Source organism: Ferruginibacter sp. SUN106, from assembly GCF_050611765.1.
In the GTDB taxonomy this organism is placed as follows: Bacteria; Bacteroidota; Bacteroidia; order Chitinophagales; family Chitinophagaceae; genus Ferruginibacter.
In genome coordinates this window covers 146,528-168,541 of the sequence record NZ_JBODJC010000001.1, presented here as the reverse complement: position 1 = coordinate 168,541, position 22,014 = coordinate 146,528, and the positions used below count along the sequence as shown (strand labels likewise).

At 37.5% G+C, this 22,014-nt stretch carries 22 protein-coding genes; 6 read left to right on the top strand and 16 right to left on the bottom strand.

Going from position 1 to position 22,014, the window contains the following annotated elements:
* Positions 1-3 precede the first annotated feature (3 nt).
* The 5 genes from ACQ334_RS00645 to ACQ334_RS00625 all read right to left on the bottom strand — a co-directional run bounded on the left by ACQ334_RS00645 (position 4) and on the right by ACQ334_RS00625 (position 4,866).
* Entirely contained in the window at positions 4-1,464 is a 1,461-nt protein-coding gene (locus ACQ334_RS00645) for an MBOAT family O-acyltransferase (RefSeq protein WP_430986216.1), read from the bottom strand.
* A gap of 241 nt (positions 1,465-1,705) precedes the next feature.
* Positions 1,706-2,113 (bottom strand): DUF4332 domain-containing protein, encoded by a 408-nt coding sequence (locus tag ACQ334_RS00640; RefSeq protein ID WP_430986215.1) that lies wholly within the window; start codon positions 2,111-2,113, stop codon positions 1,706-1,708.
* A 181-nt stretch (positions 2,114-2,294) separates the two neighbouring features.
* Positions 2,295-3,191 (bottom strand): outer membrane beta-barrel protein, encoded by an 897-nt coding sequence (locus ACQ334_RS00635; RefSeq protein ID WP_430986214.1) that lies wholly within the window; start codon positions 3,189-3,191, stop codon positions 2,295-2,297.
* Positions 3,192-3,210: 19 nt separating this feature from the next.
* Complete coding sequence (locus ACQ334_RS00630; protein ID WP_430986213.1) at positions 3,211-4,338, bottom strand: hypothetical protein; 1,128 nt, start codon at positions 4,336-4,338, stop codon at positions 3,211-3,213.
* Between the two features lie 42 nt (positions 4,339-4,380).
* On the bottom strand, positions 4,381-4,866 hold the full coding sequence (locus ACQ334_RS00625) for an RNA polymerase sigma factor (RefSeq protein WP_430986212.1): 486 nt from the start codon (positions 4,864-4,866) through the stop codon (positions 4,381-4,383).
* 196 nt (positions 4,867-5,062) lie between these two features.
* Between ACQ334_RS00625 and kbl the strand changes: the two genes are divergently transcribed.
* Positions 5,063-6,247 (top strand): glycine C-acetyltransferase, encoded by a 1,185-nt coding sequence (kbl, locus tag ACQ334_RS00620; RefSeq protein ID WP_430986211.1) that lies wholly within the window; start codon positions 5,063-5,065, stop codon positions 6,245-6,247.
* Between the two features lie 12 nt (positions 6,248-6,259).
* Here kbl and ACQ334_RS00615 read toward each other — a convergent pair whose 3' ends face one another.
* Entirely contained in the window at positions 6,260-6,862 is a 603-nt protein-coding gene (locus ACQ334_RS00615; RefSeq protein ID WP_430986210.1) for a trimeric intracellular cation channel family protein, read from the bottom strand.
* 163 nt (positions 6,863-7,025) lie between these two features.
* On the opposite strand from ACQ334_RS00615, the gene ACQ334_RS00610 reads away from it, so the two are divergent.
* From ACQ334_RS00610 to ACQ334_RS00590, 5 genes are all read left to right on the top strand, one after another.
* Positions 7,026-7,553 (top strand): hypothetical protein, encoded by a 528-nt coding sequence (locus ACQ334_RS00610; RefSeq protein WP_430986209.1) that lies wholly within the window; start codon positions 7,026-7,028, stop codon positions 7,551-7,553.
* A 22-nt stretch (positions 7,554-7,575) separates the two neighbouring features.
* Positions 7,576-8,472, top strand: coding sequence for a hypothetical protein (locus ACQ334_RS00605; protein WP_430986208.1), 897 nt, complete (start codon positions 7,576-7,578; stop codon positions 8,470-8,472).
* A gap of 155 nt (positions 8,473-8,627) precedes the next feature.
* The gene (locus ACQ334_RS00600) at positions 8,628-10,007 is read left to right on the top strand and encodes a LutB/LldF family L-lactate oxidation iron-sulfur protein (RefSeq protein WP_430986207.1); all 1,380 of its coding nucleotides are present in this window, start codon (positions 8,628-8,630) and stop codon (positions 10,005-10,007) included.
* Between the two features lie 52 nt (positions 10,008-10,059).
* Positions 10,060-11,385: a hypothetical protein gene (locus ACQ334_RS00595; RefSeq protein ID WP_430986206.1), complete on the top strand. Its 1,326-nt coding sequence runs from the start codon at positions 10,060-10,062 to the stop codon at positions 11,383-11,385.
* 59 nt (positions 11,386-11,444) lie between these two features.
* Entirely contained in the window at positions 11,445-12,776 is a 1,332-nt protein-coding gene (locus ACQ334_RS00590) for a polysaccharide deacetylase family protein (protein WP_430986205.1), read from the top strand.
* A gap of 30 nt (positions 12,777-12,806) precedes the next feature.
* Here the strand turns inward: ACQ334_RS00590 and ACQ334_RS00585 are convergent, their stop codons facing one another.
* The 10 genes from ACQ334_RS00585 to ACQ334_RS00540 all read right to left on the bottom strand — a co-directional run bounded on the left by ACQ334_RS00585 (position 12,807) and on the right by ACQ334_RS00540 (position 21,943).
* Positions 12,807-13,295 (bottom strand): beta-carotene hydroxylase, encoded by a 489-nt coding sequence (locus ACQ334_RS00585; protein ID WP_430986204.1) that lies wholly within the window; start codon positions 13,293-13,295, stop codon positions 12,807-12,809.
* On the bottom strand, positions 13,295-13,984 hold the full coding sequence (locus tag ACQ334_RS00580) for a carotenoid biosynthesis protein (RefSeq protein WP_430986203.1): 690 nt from the start codon (positions 13,982-13,984) through the stop codon (positions 13,295-13,297). Before ACQ334_RS00580 ends, ACQ334_RS00585 begins: the two co-directional genes overlap by 1 nt.
* The gene (gene crtD / locus ACQ334_RS00575; protein ID WP_430986202.1) at positions 13,974-15,458 is read right to left on the bottom strand and encodes a 1-hydroxycarotenoid 3,4-desaturase CrtD; all 1,485 of its coding nucleotides are present in this window, start codon (positions 15,456-15,458) and stop codon (positions 13,974-13,976) included. The genes ACQ334_RS00580 and crtD overlap by 11 nt, the downstream gene beginning before the upstream one ends.
* Positions 15,459-15,515: 57 nt before the next feature.
* Positions 15,516-16,034 (bottom strand): isopentenyl-diphosphate Delta-isomerase, encoded by a 519-nt coding sequence (gene idi / locus ACQ334_RS00570; protein ID WP_430986201.1) that lies wholly within the window; start codon positions 16,032-16,034, stop codon positions 15,516-15,518.
* A gap of 28 nt (positions 16,035-16,062) precedes the next feature.
* Positions 16,063-16,899, bottom strand: a complete 837-nt coding sequence (locus ACQ334_RS00565) for a phytoene/squalene synthase family protein (protein WP_430986200.1) — start codon at positions 16,897-16,899, stop codon at positions 16,063-16,065.
* 47 nt (positions 16,900-16,946) lie between these two features.
* Positions 16,947-18,440: a phytoene desaturase family protein gene (locus ACQ334_RS00560; RefSeq protein WP_430986199.1), complete on the bottom strand. Its 1,494-nt coding sequence runs from the start codon at positions 18,438-18,440 to the stop codon at positions 16,947-16,949.
* A 54-nt stretch (positions 18,441-18,494) separates the two neighbouring features.
* Complete coding sequence (locus tag ACQ334_RS00555) at positions 18,495-18,995, bottom strand: RNA polymerase sigma factor (RefSeq protein ID WP_430986198.1); 501 nt, start codon at positions 18,993-18,995, stop codon at positions 18,495-18,497.
* Positions 18,996-19,108: 113 nt separating this feature from the next.
* Positions 19,109-19,996: a MerR family transcriptional regulator gene (locus tag ACQ334_RS00550; protein ID WP_430986197.1), complete on the bottom strand. Its 888-nt coding sequence runs from the start codon at positions 19,994-19,996 to the stop codon at positions 19,109-19,111.
* Positions 19,997-20,074: 78 nt separating this feature from the next.
* Entirely contained in the window at positions 20,075-20,731 is a 657-nt protein-coding gene (locus tag ACQ334_RS00545) for a sugar transferase (RefSeq protein WP_430986196.1), read from the bottom strand.
* Between the two features lie 81 nt (positions 20,732-20,812).
* Positions 20,813-21,943, bottom strand: a complete 1,131-nt coding sequence (locus ACQ334_RS00540; RefSeq protein WP_430986195.1) for a LegC family aminotransferase — start codon at positions 21,941-21,943, stop codon at positions 20,813-20,815.
* Positions 21,944-22,014 lie beyond the last annotated feature (71 nt).

Sequence of the window (22,014 nt, the reverse complement as noted above, 5' to 3'; positions counted from 1 at the left end):
AATTTAAAACTGAAAATAAATAAATTGTTGTTCTTTACCGGCAAATAAAAAAATCAGCATGGCAATACAATAATAAAAAAACCATCGCACTGGTTTAGGCCATTTTAATCCTAAAGCGGCTAATGCATATTGATGCTCTCTGCCCAACCATTCAATTACAATAAACAAAAATAAAAACAGCATTAAAATATAAGGATGGTTTTGGGAACCTACCAATGCTTTAAAATTGGGCACACTGAATACCGACCGGGAAAATATACCACCAATATAACTCATTGCTGCATCTAAACTTTTAGCCCTGAAGAATATCCATGCAAATACTGTTAAAGAAAAAGTAAGCACAATCGAAAGAAATTCTTTTATAGTAGGAAAATATTTCCCTCTTGCCACAATATCAAGATTACTGCGGTTGGTGCTGAATATTATTGAAGGCATAATAAAGATCGCATTCAATAAGCCCCACACAATAAATGTCCAGTTGGCACCATGCCAGAATCCACTCACTAAAAATATAATAAATGTATTGCGTACTTTAGACCAGGTGCCCCCTTTGCTGCCCCCTAATGGAATGTATAAATAATCTCTGAACCAGGAGGATAATGAAATATGCCAGCGCCTCCAGAACTCCGCAATATCTCTTGAAAAATAAGGAAAAGCAAAATTACGAAGCAGGTCTATGCCTAATAGCCTTGCTGCACCTAAGGCAATATCAGAGTAACCCGAAAAATCGCCATAGATCTGGAATGCAAAAAATACAGCACCTAACACCAATGTGCTGCCGGTATGGTCTCCGGAATGATTAAAAATGGTATTGGCGTATTCTGCACAATTATCTGCAATAACGATCTTTTTAAAAAGACCCCATAAAATCTGCCTTAAACCATCTACTGCTCTTGCAACATCAAAATGCCTTTCTTTTTTTATTTGTGGTAAAAGATGTGTGGCTCTTTCTATTGGCCCGGCTACCAGTAACGGGAAAAAACTAACAAAGAGTGAATAATCAATAAAATTCTTTTCAGGTTTTATTTTATTATGGTAAATATCAATTACGTAAGAAAGCCCGTGAAAAGTATAGAATGAAATACCAACTGGCAAAATCACCTGCAATGACCAAAAATTTGTTTTTATCCCGACAAGTGAAAGTGTATCTGCAAGAGAAGAAGCAAAGAAATTGAAATATTTAAATACTCCTAAAAAGCCCAGGTTAACACCAATACTTAGCCAGAACCAGAATTTTTTCATTTTCTGATTTGGGGATTCATGCATTTTTATACCGGTAAAATAATCCAGGAAAGTTGAAAAGATGAGCAGGAATAAAAAGCGGTAATCCCAGCAGGCATAAAAAAAATAGCTGGCCACCAGCAGCAACATATTCTGCAGCTTTAATTTTCCATTTGTAGCAAACCAGTAAAGAAAAAAAATGATGGGCAGGAATAAGGCAAAACCCAATGAATTAAAAAGCATAAGTTTTTCTGGTTGTCGGTTGTATGTGTTGTTGATTGCCTTGAGGCCCTGTTTTACAAATGTAAATTAAAGAAGGGAAATAATTTAAAGGGATAAAAGATATCGGAAAAACTAACCAGAAAAATACCTGCGCTTTCAGGATATTGAAGAAGAAGTAATATGGCTATAAAACAATACTACCGCAGTATTTACAGGTGTCGGTAAAACTACGGTAGCCATTGAAATTAAAAACAAAAACAAATCAGTGAAAAACTTTTTGCTCCAGTGTTTTGGCCTGGTCAATCATTTTTTGCAATTGCTCTGCAGATGGCACACGGCCACTTAAATTTTTAATATCGTTTACTTCCTGCATTTTTGCGGCAAGGTTAGCCGCATTGCGGGTTGCCAGTTCTTTTATGGTATCCACTCCGGCAGCTTCCATCAGTTCGGATATCTGCCCTGCAATACCATCAATACGGTGCAGGTCGCTATGGTTTACCCAGGTTAAAATTTTTACTTCATCAATGCCCGTATTTTCTGCAAGTTCTTTACGCCCTGCTTTGGTACCGCCTTGCGCAAGCAGGTCGTTAGTAGTATTTACACCTGCTGCTTTTAATTTTGCTTCAAAAACCGGCCCGATGCCTTCAATGTCGATAATACTGTATGCCATTTTTTAATTTTAAATTGTTTAGAAATCATTTAAACCAGCATAATAGATGTAAATGACTAATTAATGGTTGTACTGCCTGTAATAAAAAATCCCCGACGTATCGGGGATTGTATTGTAAAACCCAATCCCTCGCCTGTATACACCCGGGTGTAACAGGCTTGGGTATGAGTGAGAGAGCAGTTTACCAGTTACTGAAACGGATACCTACGTTGTAAGGTTTCATATCCAGGCTGTGGTCGTAAAATGATTGCGGGCTGTAAGAACCATAAAAGCGTATTCTGCCTAAACCCAATTCAGCCACATAACTGAATTTAAACTGGCTCAGATCATAATCACCTTTATTGCGGTCTTTACCACGTTCGCTGCTTCTTTGTTTGTTACGCTGGCTGTATAAGTAACCTGCGCTAACACCTGCACTCAAGCTGATCCCTTTTTTATGACTTCCAGGGTTGCTGGTAAAATTCAGCATTAAAGGCACAGTTAAATAATCAGCTGCCAGTTTATTCTTAGAAAAAGAAATAGAATCCCTGAAAATAAATGGTGCGTTGGTATTAGCTCCCAATCCAACTGAATAAGGAATCGTACCACCTTCTTTATAACTTAAAGAAGATTTGTAACGGTAATTATTTAACTCCAGTCCTACACCATATTTTAAATTAACATAGTGCTTTACCAGGTTTAAACGTTGCATAAAGAACCACACATTCACATTCACACTTTTACCCGAGCGTAATTTAAAATCATTTTTATCTAAAGTAGGGTAACCTGGCCTGTTTTTCAAATAGCCATCGGTATTAGCAGTGGTGTAATTTGTATTATCGGTGTAGTTGGCAAAACCAAGGTCCACTATCCACCAGTTGGTACTTACGTTTGCGTTTTTCTTTTTGGCATTATCATGGCGGCCCATAGTAATATTAAAGTCTTTATTTTCTTTACCGGGATTATCTTTTTTACCATTTTTTACAATGATGATGCCGCCGATACGGATCGTATCCGATTTTGATTTTTTTGTACTGTCTTGTGCTGTTGCGCTGGTGCAAATGATTGCCAGTGCTAAAAATGTAATTAGCTGTTTCATGTTTCCGATTTTTAAAAAATTATTTAATGGCGATGTCGAAACCGGCAACTTTAATACCGTTGCCTGACTCGTCTTCGGTATTGCGTTCTACCAACCTTTTTACTTTGCGGAAGAAACCGCCGAGTTTTGTTTTCTTCCCTTTGTTATCATTGGGAGAAAGGTTGTTGCCTGCATTGTCTTCGGTGTAGTTAGCATTTAATGCGTAACCATTTACTTCAACATCATTTTTGTTTACATCAACAACTGGCGTTTTAATTCCGGACTTTATTTCAGTTGCTGTGTTCTTAAGTGTTACGTCTGCAGTTATGATTTCGTTACTCTTAGGGTTGTTAAAATTATTATAAACGGGTTTAGATAAATTATTGCTTGGTTTTTTAATTTCTTCTTTAGCAACTACAATATTATCATTTTGTTTTTCGTCTACCCTTTGCTGTGTACTACTATTTAACTGCTGATTATTTTTTTGCGCTGCCTGTTTTACTTTTTCATCGGCATTTGCTGTAACAGGGTTTGCGTCAACAGTATTTTGTTGTTGCGGTAATGCTGGCGTAGCTGCTGTGATAGTATTGTCAGTTTGTTTTGGTGCGTTAGTCTTTGTTTGTCCCAGTCCTGCAGTTTCGCTTCCCTGCGTTTTATCGGTTTTAATAAATGTAACAGCAGCCCAGGTACCAAAGCCCAGTAAAATTGCAGCAGCAGCTATCCTGCGCCATGGCAATGCCACCACTCTGCCACCTTCTTTTTTGTATAACGATTTTTTATCGGCAAAAACAATAGCAGTATCTGCTTCTAATTTAGTTTGCTGTAACAGGCTTAGCTCTTTGCCTGCAGCAATATCAGCACGCAATAATTTTTCAGTGCTCAATTTATCTGCAGGGCTCAATTCATTATCTATATACAATAACAAATTTTCCTGCAGTGCAGTAATTTCTTCTTTCAGTAAGCTGGCTTTATTATCAAACACCACATCATCTGCATTAAATACAGTTTGCTGCAGCATATCCAGTTCTGCTTCCAGGTCTGTATTTTCCTGCACAAATAATTCCACGGCTTTCCTGTCTGCAGCAGATAATTCATTATCTACATACAGTAAAAAAAACTCTTCGTAATTATGCCTGTTTAAGTTCATGGTTGATGGTTGATGGTTCATGGCTGATGGCTTTTCTATGAACCATCAACTATAAACTATTAACTAAATAACGTTTTCTACTTTTACAATATACTCTCTTAATAATAACCTTGCCCTGTGCAGGTAAACCTTCACCTGGCTTTCATTTAAACTGGTGATCTGCCCAATCTCTTCGTAACTGTACCCTTCATAATCTTTAAGCATTACCAGGCTGCGTTGCAATTCGCTCAGTTTGCTTAAAGCCTCGTTTAAAATGCGTTTGGTATCATGCTTTGGTGCCACTGTTCCCCTGTCGTTCTCCTTAAACTCCTCCCTTAAACTAATCCTTTTATTCTTTCTGATGTGGTCGATCATCTGGTTATAAGCCACAGTAAAAAGGAAGCTTTTGCTCCTTTCATTATCCACCGTTTCCCTGTTCACCCACATCTTTTCAAACGCACCCTGTACCACATCACGGGCATCCTCTTCATGCCTCAGGTTCTTGAGGATGAAGCGGTACACATTGTCTGCATACAGGTTTACACATTCATTATATTCTCTCTCCGTCATGTAGGTGTTAGTGGGTTGGTTTTGTATAATACGAAGGTCTGTATAAAAAGTTACAGGAAAAGTGGAAAAAAGTATAAAAAGTAAATAAAGTTGATGAAGTGTTGGTAATCAGTAACAGGTTGAAGCTGTGAAAATCCTTCCGGTCGGTGCCATCCGTGTTCCATTTGCCTTACTTTTGCCCTACTAAACTACGCTTATGAATCAGAAATTTGTTGACCGCATTGCAGCCGAACTCACCGAAATTGAAGCCGCCGGCTTATCTAAAAAAGAACGCATTATTGCCAGCGAACAGGGCGCCGAAATTATTGTTGGCGGCACTACCGTATTGAACTTTTGTGCCAATAACTACCTGGGGCTCAGCAGCCATCCAAAAGTATTGGCCGCTGCAAAAAAATATATCGATCTGAGGGGTTATGGCATGAGCAGTGTACGTTTCATCTGCGGTACACAGGATATCCATAAAGAACTGGAAAAAAAACTGGCCGATTTTTTAGGTACAGAAGATACCATTTTATATGCTGCAGCCTTTGATGCCAATGGCGGTGTATTTGAACCTTTGTTTGGCGAACAGGATGCTATCATCAGCGATGCATTGAACCATGCCAGCATTATTGATGGCGTACGTTTGTGCAAAGCACAACGCTACCGCTACGAGCATAATAATATGGAAGACCTGGAGGCAAAACTGAAAGAAAGCGCTCATTTACGCAGCCGCATTATTGTTACTGATGGCAGCTTTAGCATGGATGGTACTATTGCACAACTGGATAAAATATGCGACCTGGCAGATAAATACGATGCTATTGTGATGATTGACGAATGCCACTCCTCGGGCTTTTTAGGCAAGACCGGCCGGGGCACCCATGAATACCGTGGCGTAATGGGACGAATAGATATTATCACCGGTACATTAGGTAAAGCTTTAGGCGGGGCAAGTGGTGGTTTTACTTCGGGCAAAAAAGAAATTGTTGAACTATTGCGCCAGCGCAGCCGCCCTTATTTGTTCAGTAATACGGTGGCGCCAAGTATTGTGGGTGCCAGCATTGCCGTATTGGATATGCTGAGCGAAACCACTGAATTGAGAGATAAATTAGAATTCAATACCAGGTATTTCAGGGAGAAGATGACAGCAGCCGGTTTTGATATTAAGCCCGGCGATCATCCTATTGTACCCATCATGTTATACGATGCCGTAGTGGCACAAAATTTTGCTGCTAAACTGTTAAGTGAAGGTATTTATGTGATAGGGTTTTTCTTTCCCGTTGTTGCAAAAGGGCAGGCGAGGATACGGGTACAATTAAGCGCAGCACATGAACAACAGCATTTGGATAAAGCAATTGCAGCATTTACAAAAGTGGGAAAAGAGTTGGGAGTAATTTAATCTTTACCGGCTTTATATTTCCGGCAGCATCAGCCTTTTTCTTTTAGAATAAATTCTGAGTGCAACAACAATTACAACGCATAAAAAAAGATTGAGGTCTTTTGTTAAAAGAAACTTGTTGAGTAAAAGATAACTCACACCGCCAACAGCGCAGGCTGTTGCATACAGTTCCCCTTTTTTTAATAAATTAGGTACAGCATTGCAAAGTATGTCAGCGATCAATCCGCCAAAAGTGGCTGTAATAACACCCATTATCAGGGCGTAGGTTTCATTTAACCCATTGAGTAAACCTACCTTAATACCGGTTGCCGTGAAAAGGCCCAACCCGATAGCATCAGTAAAAAAGATAAATTTATTAAAGTTGCGCAGGTTTTCTTTAAGAAAAAAGGTAAAGGCAGTACCCGAAAGTACCAATATCAAAGCAAGATTATCATTAACCCAGTTAACAGGTTTTACGCCAATTAATATATCCCTTAAAGTACCACCGCCATATGCAGTTACAAATGCCAGTACAATACCACCAAAAATATCCATCTTATAGGCACGGGCTTTTAAAGCACCTGTAATGGCAAAAATAAAAATACCGGTATAACTTATGATCTGTAAAAAACTCATACAATACAGCTTGGTACAAAGTTAAGTTATATTGATCCGCTTTTGTAATAGTTAGCCTGCAGCTTGTTTTTAGCAACCTCTTGTAATTGCGGGTATTGCAATGGCTGCCTGCAATACTTTATATTTGCGGCCATAAAATATAATAGAAAATACATTGTAAGTAATGAAAAAAGTATTGCTGTTTGTACTGGTAATTTTTGCAACGCATTTTGTTGCGGCACAAAATAAAAACAGTTTTCCGCAATCCTTCATCGGCAACTGGAAAGGAAAACTGCAATGGATGGTAAATGGAAAACCTACGCAAATTTTTACTATGCAGTTGCGTATTCAACCTGCAGATACTGCTGATCAGTTTACCTGGCAAATAATTTATGGTGATGATGCAAAAGATAACCGGCCTTATATATTAAAACCCGTTGACACTGCTACAGGGCATTGGGTTATTGATGAGAATGATGGCATTATTTTAGACAGTTATGTACACGGCAATGCCATCCACGGTGCTTTCACTGTACAAGGGAATACTATTGTTGATAATTATAAAGTAGAGAATGGAAAAATGCTGGTAGAATTTTTCAGCATTAAACTGGCTGATAAAAAACAAAGCGGTAAGGGAACTGAAGAAACACCTTTTGTGGATAGTTATACAATCAGTAATTATCAAACAGGTGTATTGATTAAGGTTAAATAAATATCTTTGTAAAAATCACTTTATGAAAACATATTTGGCCATTGGTACCCTGGTATTAATTACATTATTAAGTTGTAAAAAAGAATTATCTATCGAGAATAGCAATTCCGGTACAGGCGGCAGCGGCGGCTCTGGTACAGCTACCGACAGTTTCTTTTTATCTAAGATCGTTGAAATCGACTCTCTTAGTAAAGATTCATCAGTAACTTATTTTGATTATGATAATCTTAAAAGGGTTACTACTGTTCGTAACCTGGAGCAGGGATTCCCGATAGATACCAGCTATAGTTTTTACTATTCAGGCAATGCTGTTTTGCCTTATAAAACTATTTACCATTATTTCAGTTCGGAGACCTTTCATAATTATAATTCACAGAATAAATTGATCCGGGATTCTATAAGCGGTATAAAAGATACCGGCCATATAATTTATAACACCCGGAGCTATTCAACATTGGATTATACCTATAATTCAGATAAAATTATTATTAACAAGGTCACACATTCTTTTGATGCCATTTCTAACACAATGCAAGTTTTTACCTCCCTGGATACCACCAAAATTGATGCTAATGGCAATCTGATTTTTACCAGATTGAATTATGTACATGAAACCGCTGCTTTTACTTATAATGACAAATTAAATCCTGTTGCTAAGTTGAATATTTTCCCTTCGCTCCCGCCTTACGGATACTATGAAAATGATGAAATTTTTGTTCCGTCACCAAACCTATGGATAACATCTTATCAAACATCCCAACAGTTTGGCGGTAGCACCTTAACTGTAGATGATAAACAGTTTAACATAACTTACAACACAAAAAATTATCCTGTAAAATCAGTTGTTTCGGTAAACAACGGTGCCCTGAATCCCCTTACCTATTACTACCCGATGTATTTTTATTATAAAGTACTTTAAACTGATGTTTGCAAGTAAATATTTTAAACTGTTCGCTTTGTATTTTAATAAATATCTTTGCGGCGATAAAAGATGATAGCCATTACCGCTGTTGAACGGAGCGTCGCCAATGCAGCCAGATAGAATTTCAGCAGCTGTGGTCAAAAAAAAATACAATGTCAGAAAATTCAACAACATTTATAGCCAAAAGCGCCATCAAAGCGGCCGATCTGGAACATCGCCGCAAGATCAATTTTAATATTGGTAAATACAACAGCAAGGTACCGGAAGGCAAACAACAATTTGCCGATGTACACCTGGTGAGGGAAAGGGCTAAAAATATTAAATGGAAAGCCATTGAAACACTGGATCAGCAACTGGAAGAGTTTGAGCTGAATTTTACCAAACGTGGCGGCAAAGTGATATGGGCCGAAAATGCACAACAGGCCATTGATGAAGTGGTAAAGATCTGCAAAGAAAAAAATTGCAAGACTTTGGTAAAAAGCAAGAGCATGGTTACCGAAGAAATTCATTTGAATAAAGCGATGGAAGAGCATGGTATTGAAAGTGTGGAGACCGACCTGGGAGAATACATTCAGCAATTAGATGGCGAGCCACCTTACCATATTGTAACACCGGCCATGCATAAGAGTAAAGAAGATGTGGCCAAACTATTCAACCAGAAATTAGGTACGCCAATCAATTTCACACCACAACAACTGACATTAAAAGCAAGAGAAATTTTACGGGAAAAATATGTACAGGCCGAAGTGGGTGTTACCGGTGCTAATTTTATCATCAGCGATATTGGTGGCATTGCCGTTACAGAAAATGAAGGGAATGCAAGATTGAGTTGTGCTTTTCCTAAAACACATATCGTAATTGTGGGTATCGAAAAAATGATCCCTTCTGTTACCGACCTGGCTTTGTTCTGGCCCCTGCTTTCTACTTTTGGTACGGGACAAAAAGTTACTGTGTACAACACCATTGTTACCGGCCCCAAACAGGAAAATGAAACTGACGGCCCCGAAGAAATGTATGTGATATTGTTAGACAATGGCCGCACCAACATCATTAAAAATCCTAAGCAAAGAGAAAGTTTATATTGTATCCGTTGCGGTGCCTGTTTAAACGCTTGTCCTATTTATAAAAATATTGGCGGCCATGCATATGGTGCTACCTACAGCGGCCCTATCGGTAGTGTAATAACACCGCATCTGCAGGGCATGGAAGATTTTAAACACCTTAGTTATGCATCATCACTTTGTGGTAATTGTACCGAAGTGTGTGCAGTAAAAATAAATTTGCACGAACTGCTTTTAGAAAACCGAAAAGAAAGTGTGGATGAAGGGCTGGTAACGTTCAGTGAAAAGATGGCGTGGAAGATGTGGAAGATCGCTTCACTAAAAAGAGGGCTGATGAATATGGGCAATGGTAATTTAAAAAACAAAGTAGTGAATGGTTTATTTAAAGGCTGGAAAGAACATCGCAGCGAACTTAACTTCAGCCCTAAAACTTTTAATGAAATGTGGAAAGAACGTATGAAAGGCAAATAGTATTTAACGTTTTCTTTAATATATAAGTCGCATATTTGAGAAAACTTAGTCTATGAGAATTTTTACCCTGCTGCTGTTTTTATTTTGCACCACTATTGCTTTTGCACAAAAAGATTCCGGAGCCTTTTTACAGCAATTTAAATTTCGTACCCCCAATTACCGTGCTGTATTATTATCGGGCAATGCCAATGGCAATATTACCGGAGGCAATAATAATAATCCGTTGAGTTTTTTTCTTAATCCAAAATTAGAAGCCACAAGAATTGTAAGTACTGATGATGTACTGGCCTATTATTCTTATGGTGTATCTGTTGGTTATAGTTACGATAAGACCAACCTGGCAACCGGTGTACAACGCAACTCTAATTTTAACTATGCCATTACGCAGGCTGTAACTCAAAAAAGATATAAGGGCAACAAATATTTTCTTACCGGTTATTCTTCTGAATTAAGACAATCGATATACAGCAGCACCAATAATTATACTTTAAAAGATAATGTAGATTTTCTTTCAGTCGGTTATGCTATTGGTGTTGGAAAAGGAAGAATAGAGAATGTTACAGATGCACAAATGGCATTTAATATTCTCAATGACCTGAAGAAAAATAATTTGCTTTCGGGTAATTTCAGTAATGATGATATTAACGGGCTAGCCAAAACCATCACCAGGTTAAACAATACCCGTTTATTTGATTTCAGGCGCAAACATATTTTTGAATTAAAACAAATTGATTCGTTTTTAAATGCCAGGCGATTAGTAAAAGAAAAAAGCATTGATTACTTTACTACCGTTAGCGATAATTGGTTTTATGCTTTTAATGAACAAAGAAAGCATGGGCTTGAAAAATTTATTACGTTTACACCTACTGTAGGTATCAATAACAGAAAAACTGTCTTTGATTTAACGCCAGTTGACAGCACTTCGAAATTATCGTCAAAATTTATAATCCCTACGCTAAGCATCGGCATTGAAAAAGCAAAAGCTATCAGTATTAAAAGACAGTTTAATAAAGCCCTTACATTAATGACATCTTATATCTACAGTAAGGAAAAAAACAGTTACAATAATATAAAAGACGAATTCTTCGGCGATAATTTGGTCAGCAGCCTGTATGGTTATTTAGAATGGAGTTATTACCCTAATACAAGAACCAATATCAGTACGCGGCTTAACAATGTAGTGGTATGGGCTATTTCCAATGAAGACCTGACGAACAGTTCCTGGCTTACTTTTTCGGGTAATTATTTTGTGAATTACAATACCCGGGTATTTGTTACCGCTGGCGGCTATTTAACTGTAAGTGGAAATTTAAATGCTGATTTCAATGCTACGGCATCGGCAAATTTTGGATTTGGCATCCAGCATTATATCCGGTAGGTAAAATATTTTTTGAATATTCCCTTTTGTGTGAGCCAAGTTTTCTAATTTGTGCCCACATGATTTTAATTTACGCTCCTATATCATCATCCAGGCTGCAATACAGTGTGGCTTTTATTTTTAAAGAATTACTGGGGCTTGATTGCAACATCACTATTGATTCGGAAGAATTTAAAAATCATGCAGGTGTTGGTATCAATTATTCTTCAACCCCGATTAAAGAAAACGAATTCCGCATACCCAATTGTGAATTATTATTTGAGAACGGCATAAAAGAACAACCCCTTATTTGTTTTGAAACCAATGGCTATAAAGCATTTTACAAAACTATAGCCGGAGATTTTTCATTCGATATTTTTGCGGCTACATTTTATTTACTCACCCGCTACGAAGAATATTTACCACACACCAAAGACATGTATGGCCGCTATGCGCATGAAAATTCCCTGGCTTTTAAGGAAGGGTTTTTGCATTTGCCATTGATCAATATCTGGGCAAAAGATCTTATTACAGTAATTAAGAAAAAATTTCCTGCACCGGAATATCAATACAAAGCACAATACTCCATCTTCCGTTTTAAACCTACTTATGATATTGATATTGCATTCAGCTATAAACATAAAGGTTTTGTAAGAAATATCGGGGGCTTTTTAAAATCGCCATCGGTAGAAAGAATTAAAGTTTTGCTGGGGTTGCAAAAAGATCCCTTTGATTCTTTCAGCTGGTTAAATGAATTACACCAGAAAAATAAACTGGCTGCTATTTACTTTTTTTTAGTAGCTGAAAAAAACAGCGGGTATGATAAAAATATTTTACCCAACCAGGATGTGATGTGGCGGTTGGTGAAGTACCATGCAAAAAAATATACTGTTGGCATTCATCCGAGCTGGCAAAGCGGTGATGATTTTAAATTGCTTAAAAAAGAAATTGAGCAATTGGGAGCAATGGTCCAGGTCGCTAACAGCGCCCCGACCCAAAGCAGGCAACATTATATCCGTTTCAACTTACCGGAAGGCTATCAAAAACTAATTGAAGCTGGCATAACAGATGATCATAGTATGGGATATGGCAGCATCAATGGTTTCAGGGCTTCTGTAGCTTCCTCATTTTATTGGTATGATCTGCAGCATGAACAATACACTGATCTGCGTATTCATCCTTTTTGCTTTATGGATGCCAATGCTCATTACGAGCAACATTTTTCTGCACAACAGGCTTACGAAGAATTACTGCAGTATTACAAAGCATGTAAAGAAGTGAACGGCACTTTAATTACCATCTGGCATAATAATTTTTTAGGTACCGCAAAAGAGTTTGCAGGCTGGCGGGATATGTATGAGAAATTTGTAGAGGTCGTGAGGCGTGAATCGTCAATGGTGAATAGTGAGTGAATATGTTACCCTTTATACTTTATTTACTTTTTATACCTTCTTCCCTTCCGCCTGTATACTTTTATCCGTCTTCACTTTTTCCCAATATTTTTTTGCCACCATCAACATACCAAAACTTTCTCCTTCGTGTTTATCTAAATGTTTGTGGTGCATTTTATGTGCCCAGCGGATAGTTTTAATATAAGTATTATTACTCCTGGTAAACCATTTAAAACGCTGGTGAATGATCACCTCATGTACAATAAAATACGCCAATCCGTATAAAGCAATACCAAAGCCAATTGCAGCTACCCAGTACACTTTATTTTGTAATCCCAGCATTATAGAAAGCCAGCTTGGAATAGCGAATATTAAAAAGAAAGCGTCGTTCTTTTCTAATTTATGCCCTGTGGGTTTATGATGATCTTCGTGTAAATACCATAAAAAACCATGCATTACAAAACGATGTGTTAGCCAGGTGATACCTTCCATTACCAGGAAGGTAAATAAAGTAATGAGTATAAAAAGGAACCAGTTCATCAGTTATTTAAAAATGTTCTTAACAGTAAAAAAAACATTACCTGTATCATTAACAAATGTACTGCGAATTTGTTTTGCTTATTGAATTTCAGGAAATGGAAAACAGCCAGTAAGGCCATAGCCACAATAAACCAGCAGAGATAATTATAAAAAGGAATTTCATCCGCCCATTTCCAATAACCTAACTGCACCGCAACAGGTTCCATCAACCAATCGAAAAAAACGGCGAGTGTGGCGCCATCTACAATCACTGATACGGCTTTTAATGCCATGGGTGGTGTAGCGGTTTCTGTAGATACCTTATCAATAGCTTTTACCAGCAGCGTATGTACACTAACGCCACAACAATAAATAATGATTACCCAGTTAATGCCAATAATTAATGGCACGTTTTTAATTTTAGGGCCAAGTACGCTACCATAAATATAATCGCCGAATAATAATTTTGTGTTTACACCAATCACTTCTACTGCAATACCAATTGCGGCTGTTATAAGCACAAAAATCCAGAAGGATGTATTTTTTTCTGCTTGCGTCCAGGCCAATAAACCAAACATCAGTAAAAGATTGATGGGTGTTGATTGCAGGATGAAACTATCCTTAAAAAAAACAATACCCGCAAAACCAATGGCATGAAACAAAACAGCTATAGCTGTTGCAATTTGATATTTAGAAAATTTAATGGGCACGTTTTTCAGTTTTAACCAGGTCACTCACAATTTGAGCGCTCTTTAAACATAAAGGTATGCCACCCCCGGGATGTACACTTCCGCCGCAGAAAAATAAACCTTTTACAGCGCCGGTAAAATTTGGATGCCTTAAAAAGGCCGCCAGTTTTGAATTGGAACTGGTGCCGTATAATGAACCCATATAAGAGGCCGTCTTTTCCTGGATACCTCCGGGGTCCAGTATTTCTTCTGCTTCAATCAATGCTTCAATATCAGTCTCTAAAATGCGGTTAAGTTTATCAATTATTTTTTTCCGGGCTTCCTGTTTAATTACTTCCCAGTCCTGCCCCACATTTGCCGGAGCATTGATCATCACAAACCAGTTTTCTTTTCCGGCCGGAGCATGGCCGGTTTCCATTTTAGAAGTGATGTTGATATACACCGTAGGATCATGGTACAAAGTTTTTGTTTTAAACAAACAATCAAACTCTGCTTTATAATTTTCGCTGAAGAAAATATTATGCAATTGCAATTGTTCAAATCCTTTTTTAATACCCCAGTAAAAAACCAATGCACTGCTGCTTCTTTCCTGCTTTAAAACATCTTTGGCTTTATTAATGTTATTTATTAATTGACGGTAAGTAAAGTATACATCCATATTGCTCACCACAATATCCGATAGTACATTTTCATCGTTCACCACAACACCTCTTACTCTTCTTTCGTGATGAATAATTTTTTGCACCGGTGCATTAAAATGAAATTGCACGCCTTTTTTTAAGGCTAATGCAAATAAAGCATCAGTGATACTCACCATTCCTCCTCTTGGATAAAAAATGCCTTCGTTATATTCCAGGTGTGGTATCAAACTCAGCATTCCGGGGGCCTTATAAGGATTGCTGCCATTGTAAGTTGCATAGCGATTGAATAACTGTACCGCTTCGGCAGATTTAAATTTTGCTGTATTGTATCGATGTAGTGTTTTAAAAAGATAACTATACTTCGTTGCACCCAATGCTTTAAAAATTCTTTTATTAAACCATGTCTTTCTTTTGTGCAGGGAATGATTTAAAAATATAGTACCAATATTATTATAGTTATTCTCAGATCTTGCTAAATATTTTTTTATTGTGGTTGCAGATTCGCCTAATTTTTCTTCCAGTTCTTTTCCAAACTTTTCGGCATCGGTAAATGCTTCTACTATTTTTCCATTGGCATAAAAATATTTACAGGCTATATCTACCGGCTTATAGTTGAAATAATTTTCAACCGGCTCACCCGCCAGTTCAAATAAAGCTTCTATGTTTTTGGGCTGGGTAAATAAAGAGGGCCCGGCATCAAAACGAAAACCACCCTTTTCAAAAGCAGATAATTTTCCACCGGGATAATTATTTTTTTCATACACAGTTACTGCAAAACCCTGCACAGCTAAGCGAATGGCTGTTGCCAAACCTGCTACTCCACTGCCTATAATAATTGCTTTTTTATTACTCATACCTGTACTGCCGTAAGAGCGGCAAAAGTAACTTAAAAAAAAGGTTAGAAAGCCCGATTATAATTTTTGCGCCAGATAATCTTCTACTTTTGGAAAAGCGATCTTAAACCAAACGGTATAGTGTTCCGGATGTTGTTGCAATAATGATTTTATTTCGCTTACCGGTTTAAAACAATAATCAGCTACTTCTTCTTTATCCGGAGAAATATTGCCTTCGTAGGTTCCAATAAAAACGTGATCGTATTCATGTTCGGTTAAGCCATTGTCAAAAGGCGCTTTGTATACAAATTCAAATGCCTTAGTAAGCGGTGTGGTAAAACCCATTTCTTCCTGCAATCTTTTTTCAGCAGCAGCTAAGATATCCTGCTCAGCATAAGGATGGCTGCAGCAGGCATTCGTCCATAAACCACCACTATGGTATTTGGTAAAAGCTCTTTGCTGTAATAACATTTCACCTTTAGTATTAAAAATAAAAACACTGAAAGCACGGTGCAGCAGCGCTTTCTCGTGTGCTTCCATTTTTTCCACGGTACCTAAAGGCACATCATGTTCATCAACTAGTATTAATCTGTTCAAAATATGCTGGATTATTAAAGTGGTGAAATTACAGAATATTAAACTGTGTTCGTATACCTGCTTTAGCCAATATAAATGCTTTGGAGTAATTGGGGATACGGATGCGTTGTTCTAAAATTTTTGCAGGCTGTACTTTTTTTATTTTTTTAAACAAAGACAAATAATATTTATAAGCTACATACACGCCAAATCTTGCTTTTACAGGCAATTGTAAAATTCCCTGGTAGGCATGTACAAAATCTTCAGCAATTTCAATTTCTATCTGCTGTTTCATAGCAGCGGTAAAATTTTTAAAATCCATACCTGGGAAGTAAGTACGATTCAGTTCCTGGTAATCGGCTTTTACATCCCTTAAAAAATTTACTTTTTGAAAAGCGGCACCTAATGCCTGTGCTGCAGGTTTTAATCTTTCGTATTCATTTTTATCCCCTTCGCAAAAAACATAAAGACACATTAACCCTACCACTTCTGCACTGCCGTAAATATAGGCGGCATAACCTTCTGCATCATACTTTGCTTTACTCAGATCACATTCCATACTTTTAAAGAAGGCATCTATCAAACCCATTTCTATTTTATACTCATTAACTGTTATCTGAAAACTGTGTAGCACAGGGTTCAGGCTGATACCTCTTTCAATAGCATTATAGGTTTCAATTTTAAATTCATCCAGCAATTGTTGTTTATCATAATCATGAAAAGTGTCTACTATTTCATCTGCAAAACGTACAAATCCGTAAATATTATAAATGGGTGTACGCAAATCTTTATGCAACAACTTTATAGCGCTGCTAAATGAAGTGCTGTACGTTTCAGTAGTTATTTTACTGCACTGCTGACTGGTGCTATGAAAAAGATTCATCATTTTAATTATCCGAAAACAAGTGTTATTTTAATTATTAAAACCAAATATCAACCTAATTGTTTTATCACCTCTTTTGCTACCACTTCGCCACTGATCAAACTCGGCGGCACTCCCGGCCCGGGTACTGTTAACTGCCCCGTGTAAAAAAGATTGGTTACTTTTTTACTTTTACAGGATGGCTTTAAAACTGCAGTTTGCAGCAGGGTATTTGCCAGCCCGTAAGCATTACCCTTAAAAGAATTATAATCATTTACGAAGTTGCTTACCGAGTAAGATTTTTTATAAACGATATTTTCTTTTATTTTTTGTCCTGTTCTGTCTTCAAATCTTTGTACAATATTCTCAAAGTATCTATCTCTTAATACTTCTGTATCTCCCTGTAAACCTGCTGCTACGGGTATCAGGAAAAATAAATTCTCATATCCCTCAGGCGCCACACTGTTATCTGTTACTGAAGTAGCACTAACATAAAACAACGGGTTCCCGGGCCAGTTTGGTTCAGTATAAATCTCTTTTCCATGCACTCCAAAGTCGGTGTCAAAAAAAAGTGAATGATGCAATACCTTATTTAATTTTTTATTTAACCCTACGTAATATAATAAACAACTGGGTGCCATTATTCTTTTGTTCCAATATTCATCGCTATAAGTTCTACAATTTTCCGGCAATAATTTTGTTTCAATAAAGTGGTAGTCGGCACCTCCGATCACAACATCAGCAGCAAAGCTATTCGTTGTTAGTTGTTGATTGATAATTGTGCTGCTTGTTACTGACTTTGCTTTATTGCCGGCCACTTCTATACTTTGCACATCATGATCAAAATAAAATTTTACTCCCAATTCTTTTGCAAGGCTGAACATACCTTCTACAATTTTATACATGCCACCCTGCGGATACCAGGTGCCCAATTTTATATCTGCATAATTCATCAGGCTGTATAATGCCGGTGTGTGTTCGGGCAAAGCGCCTAAAAACAATACCGGAAATTCCATCATTTGCTGCAGCTGCGGATGTGTAAAATATTTCGCCACATGTTTTTTCATGTTGGTAAATACATCCAGTTTAAAAACACCTTTTATCACTTCCCAGTCTAAAAATTCGGTGAGTGATTGGCCGGGTTTATGCACCAGTTTATTAATGCCCACATTGTATTTGTATTCCGCTTCTGCTAAAAATTTATCCAGTTGTGCAGCACTGCCGGGTTCAATAGTTTCAAATAACTTTTTTAATTCGCCATAGCTGGCGGGAACATCCATTTCATTGGCGGGCCAGTATATTCTGTAGGACGGATCTAATCTTTCCAGTTGGTAATAATCGCTCACTTTTTTTCCAAAGCAATTAAAAAACCGTTCAAATACTTCGGGCATCCAATACCAGCTTGGCCCCATGTCAAATACAAAACCATTTTCTTTCAATTGTCTTGCCCTGCCGCCAGGTGTATGTTGTTTTTCCAAAACAGTTACATCATAACCGGCTTTTGCTAAAAAACATGCGGCAGACAAACCTGCAAATCCACTACCTATAATTACTGCTTTTTTCAAGAACTAAATTTAGGAATATTGAAATATAAAACGGGATTAAAAAGCGGTAACCAATTAAAATCTTGTCAACTGTTCTTTTAATAATTTCCGTGCAAAATGTATCCGGCTTTTTATTGTACCTAATGGTTCTTTTAAAAGCTCGGCAATCTCATTGTATTTATACCCATCAAAATAAAGCATGAAGGGATTTTTAAAAATTTCCGGTAACTCATACACTGCCTGCTGAATCTCTTTCATCTTTAAGTTACTTTCGGCTGCGTTTACCACTGAAAGCTGGTTACTGTTTAACAGAAAGTCGTTGATGCTGTTATCCAGTACGGTATTTTGTTTTGCCTTGCGACGGTAATCGTTAATAAAAATATTACGCATGATGGTGTACAACCACGCCTTAATATTGGTACCGGCATTGTATTTTTCCCTGTTGGCTAAAGCCCTGAACATAGTTTCCTGCAAAAGATCTTTTGCAGTTTCATTGTCTCTTGTAAGCGTTATTGCAAAGGGCTTTAAATACTCTGCGTTATTAATAACTACCTGGTTAAATTCTATCGCTGACATATTCTTGTTTAATTATTACTTTGTAAAGTTAAACAAGAATTTCCAAAGTACACTATGTTTTGTTTAATTTATTATAAAAAACATTAAACACATTATATTTCAACGCTTTAGGCTTACACCTTTGAAAAACCGGATACAAATTCCATCACTTCTGCAAAGGATCTTTTAAAATTAAGGGGTGGGTGGATCTTTTTTTGATAGGTACAGGTTAGCTGGCCGGAGATGATGATGGGAATTCCGGCGAATTTTTGAGTAACGTTGCTGATGAATTTATCAAAGTTAAAATTTTGTCCTACTGTGGTAAGATGAGAGTACAGATAATCGGGCTTTTTAAGTTTTACCACATACTCTACGTCTTTAAGCGGCACGCTGCTGCCTAAATAAATGGCGGTTACGCCACGGCTTTTTAAAAGATAGTACATAAAAAGTAATCCCAGCTCATGGTATTCTCCTTCGGGTAAAAATAAGAGTACTGTTTTATTTACTTTTAATGCGGTTACAATTCCGTCGATGCCCACAATTAATTTCTGGCGGATGATATTGGTTACAAGGTGCTCCTGTGCAGGGTTTATGTGGTTGGTAAGCCATAGAATTCCTATCTTTTCCAAAAAGGGAAAAATGATCTGAGTAATGGTTCTTTCAATGCCTCTTGCCTGGATATATTTATCTAAAATGATCTCCAGTTTTTCAATATCAATATCCACCATGCTCTGTATCAGCTCATTTACAATACGCTCCTGTTGCGCTTCCATCTGGTTGAGTGAAAGAATTTTTTCTTTTATCTCACCATCATTCATTTTATCTATATGGGATATTTTATAGCCGTATTTATTCAACAAGGCTACGTTCAGTATCTTCTTTAACTCATCATTGCTGTAATAACGGATATTGGTGCCGGTGCGTTCGGGTTTTATAAAAGAATAGCGTTGCTCCCAGATACGGATAGTATGGGCTTTTATGCCAGAGAGATTTTCAAGGTCCTTAATGGTAAATGAGTTCATTGCAATGGAATTATTACATTCTTATTACAATAATAAAATTAATTTGTTTAAATAAACCAGAAAAAAGGTAAACAAAGATTAGAAATTCCTTTTGGGCAGGTCTTTAAACACTTTACCTACCAGTTGGTTTTTAGAAAAAAGGATAGACCAGCCGGTGAGAAACATGATCATAAAGTCGGTATAAAAGGATGCATTTTTCTGATACCACATCTCAAGCTCGCCTTTGTAGGGGTATATCTGTGCATACATGGCTTTAGGATCGGCGGCATCAGAAACAATTTTTTCTTCGTCCCTGAAAATTAAAGAGCCTATACCAGTCATCCCTGGTTTGCAGTTATAAATTTTATTGCGGATCTCTTCAGGATATAATTTTACACTTACTTCCATTAATGGCCTCGGCCCTACAATGCTCATATCTCCTTTAAATACATTGATGATCTGCGGCAGCTCATTAATTTTTGTAATGCGCAACAATTTGCCAAAGCTGGTAACACGTGGGTCATTACGCAATGTAATTTCTCCGGTGCCAATATTCGGGCTGTTCTTCATCATGGTAGCGAACTTCCAGATGTCGAACATTTTATTTTTATAGCCCACTCTTTTTTGAAAATAAAAAACTTCATGCTCCCCGGTAAACAATAAAATTATTATTGAAGGAATAAGAATGGGAGACAGCAGGATGAGTACCAGTGATGCTATAATAATATCGATGAGGCGCTTGGTTAGTTTGTACATGCTGGTTGTTCGTTGTTCGTTATTCGTTGTTGGAATGCTGAGGCTTTACGCTCAACGATCAACCAACAACAATCAACTTTATTAATAACATTCTTTTATTTTATCACTCACTGCTTTTAAGTCAGCATCTGTAATGTATGTAGAACAGGGAATGCTTAAGCAATTCTGGTACACAAAATTTGATCTGTCGGTGTGATTATAATAGATATCATTGGTAAACATCGGTAATTGATTCATCGGTACCCAGAAAGGGCGGCTCTGCATTTTGTTATCATTCAAAGCCTTCAGCACTTCTTTTTGCTTAGTGGTAAAGATGGTTGGCATCCACCAGTTAGGTTTTACATCATCACTCACCTGCTGAAATTTAATATCCCCCACACCCTGTAATTCAGTTTTATAAAAATTGATGATCTCGTATTTGCGTTTGATAAAACCAGGCAGTTGCTCCATTTGTGCCACGCCCATTGCTGCTGCAACATTTACCAGGCGGTAGTTGTAGCCTATTGCATCATGCATGTACTCAAAAGGATCGCTCTTGGCTTGCGTGGTTAAATGCTTGGCTCTTTTTGCCAATGCTTCGTCGTAGGTAACTATCATACCACCACCGCCTGTTGTAATGATTTTATTACCGTTGTAACTAAAGGTACCCATCAAACCAAAACTACCGGCATGTTTGCCTTTGTAATAACTGCCCAAAGCTTCGGTACTGTCTTCAATCACAGTAAGGTTATGTTGCTTTGCCAGCGCCAGTAACCTGTCCATATCACACATATTACCCAATACATGTACAGGCATGATCACCGGAATTCTTTTACCGTCTTTTTTTAAATGACAAACGCCGTTGCGTTGTTCTGTTTCATTGGTTAAAAATTCTTCCAGCAGGTTCAGGTCCATTTGCCAGCTATCCACATCGGTATCAATAAAAATGGGATTAGCACCGGTATATTTAATAGAATTACAAGTAGCAATAAAAGTAATGTTAGGAGTAATTACATAATCTTCGTTATTAACTCCCATCATCACCAGGCAAATATGCAAAGCTGTAGTACCACTGCTGGTGGCAACAGCATATTTGGTGCCTGCAAATTCAGCACTCATTTTTTCAAACTGGTCCACATAAGCACCTACACTGCTTACCCAACCGGTAGTAATGCATTCGGTAACATATTTTAATTCGTTGCCCGCCATATTGGGGCCGCTTAGTAAAAGCATAATTGTTGTTTTTCGGGGTTTGAAATTTTTGCACGGCGAAGTTAGTAAAAAGGCGCTTTAGTTTAAGTATG

Excerpts from the sequence above, each read along its gene's own strand:
- ACQ334_RS00645 (WP_430986216.1), bottom strand. The coding sequence starts at position 1,464 with ATGCTTTTTAATTCATTGGGTTTTGCCTTATTCCTGCCCATCATTTTT.
- ACQ334_RS00640 (WP_430986215.1), bottom strand. The coding sequence starts at position 2,113 with ATGGCATACAGTATTATCGACATTGAAGGCATCGGGCCGGTTTTTGAA.
- ACQ334_RS00635 (WP_430986214.1), bottom strand. The coding sequence starts at position 3,191 with ATGAAACAGCTAATTACATTTTTAGCACTGGCAATCATTTGCACCAGC.
- ACQ334_RS00630 (WP_430986213.1), bottom strand. The coding sequence starts at position 4,338 with ATGAACCATCAACCATCAACCATGAACTTAAACAGGCATAATTACGAA.
- ACQ334_RS00625 (WP_430986212.1), bottom strand. The coding sequence starts at position 4,866 with ATGACGGAGAGAGAATATAATGAATGTGTAAACCTGTATGCAGACAAT.
- kbl (WP_430986211.1), top strand. The coding sequence starts at position 5,063 with ATGAATCAGAAATTTGTTGACCGCATTGCAGCCGAACTCACCGAAATT.
- ACQ334_RS00615 (WP_430986210.1), bottom strand. The coding sequence starts at position 6,862 with ATGAGTTTTTTACAGATCATAAGTTATACCGGTATTTTTATTTTTGCC.
- ACQ334_RS00610 (WP_430986209.1), top strand. The coding sequence starts at position 7,026 with ATGAAAAAAGTATTGCTGTTTGTACTGGTAATTTTTGCAACGCATTTT.
- ACQ334_RS00605 (WP_430986208.1), top strand. The coding sequence starts at position 7,576 with ATGAAAACATATTTGGCCATTGGTACCCTGGTATTAATTACATTATTA.
- ACQ334_RS00600 (WP_430986207.1), top strand. The coding sequence starts at position 8,628 with ATGTCAGAAAATTCAACAACATTTATAGCCAAAAGCGCCATCAAAGCG.
- ACQ334_RS00595 (WP_430986206.1), top strand. The coding sequence starts at position 10,060 with ATGAGAATTTTTACCCTGCTGCTGTTTTTATTTTGCACCACTATTGCT.
- ACQ334_RS00590 (WP_430986205.1), top strand. The coding sequence starts at position 11,445 with ATGATTTTAATTTACGCTCCTATATCATCATCCAGGCTGCAATACAGT.
- ACQ334_RS00585 (WP_430986204.1), bottom strand. The coding sequence starts at position 13,295 with ATGAACTGGTTCCTTTTTATACTCATTACTTTATTTACCTTCCTGGTA.
- crtD (WP_430986202.1), bottom strand. The coding sequence starts at position 15,458 with ATGAGTAATAAAAAAGCAATTATTATAGGCAGTGGAGTAGCAGGTTTG.
- ACQ334_RS00565 (WP_430986200.1), bottom strand. The coding sequence starts at position 16,899 with ATGATGAATCTTTTTCATAGCACCAGTCAGCAGTGCAGTAAAATAACT.
- ACQ334_RS00555 (WP_430986198.1), bottom strand. The coding sequence starts at position 18,995 with ATGTCAGCGATAGAATTTAACCAGGTAGTTATTAATAACGCAGAGTAT.
- ACQ334_RS00550 (WP_430986197.1), bottom strand. The coding sequence starts at position 19,996 with ATGAACTCATTTACCATTAAGGACCTTGAAAATCTCTCTGGCATAAAA.
- ACQ334_RS00545 (WP_430986196.1), bottom strand. The coding sequence starts at position 20,731 with ATGTACAAACTAACCAAGCGCCTCATCGATATTATTATAGCATCACTG.
- ACQ334_RS00540 (WP_430986195.1), bottom strand. The coding sequence starts at position 21,943 with ATGCTTTTACTAAGCGGCCCCAATATGGCGGGCAACGAATTAAAATAT.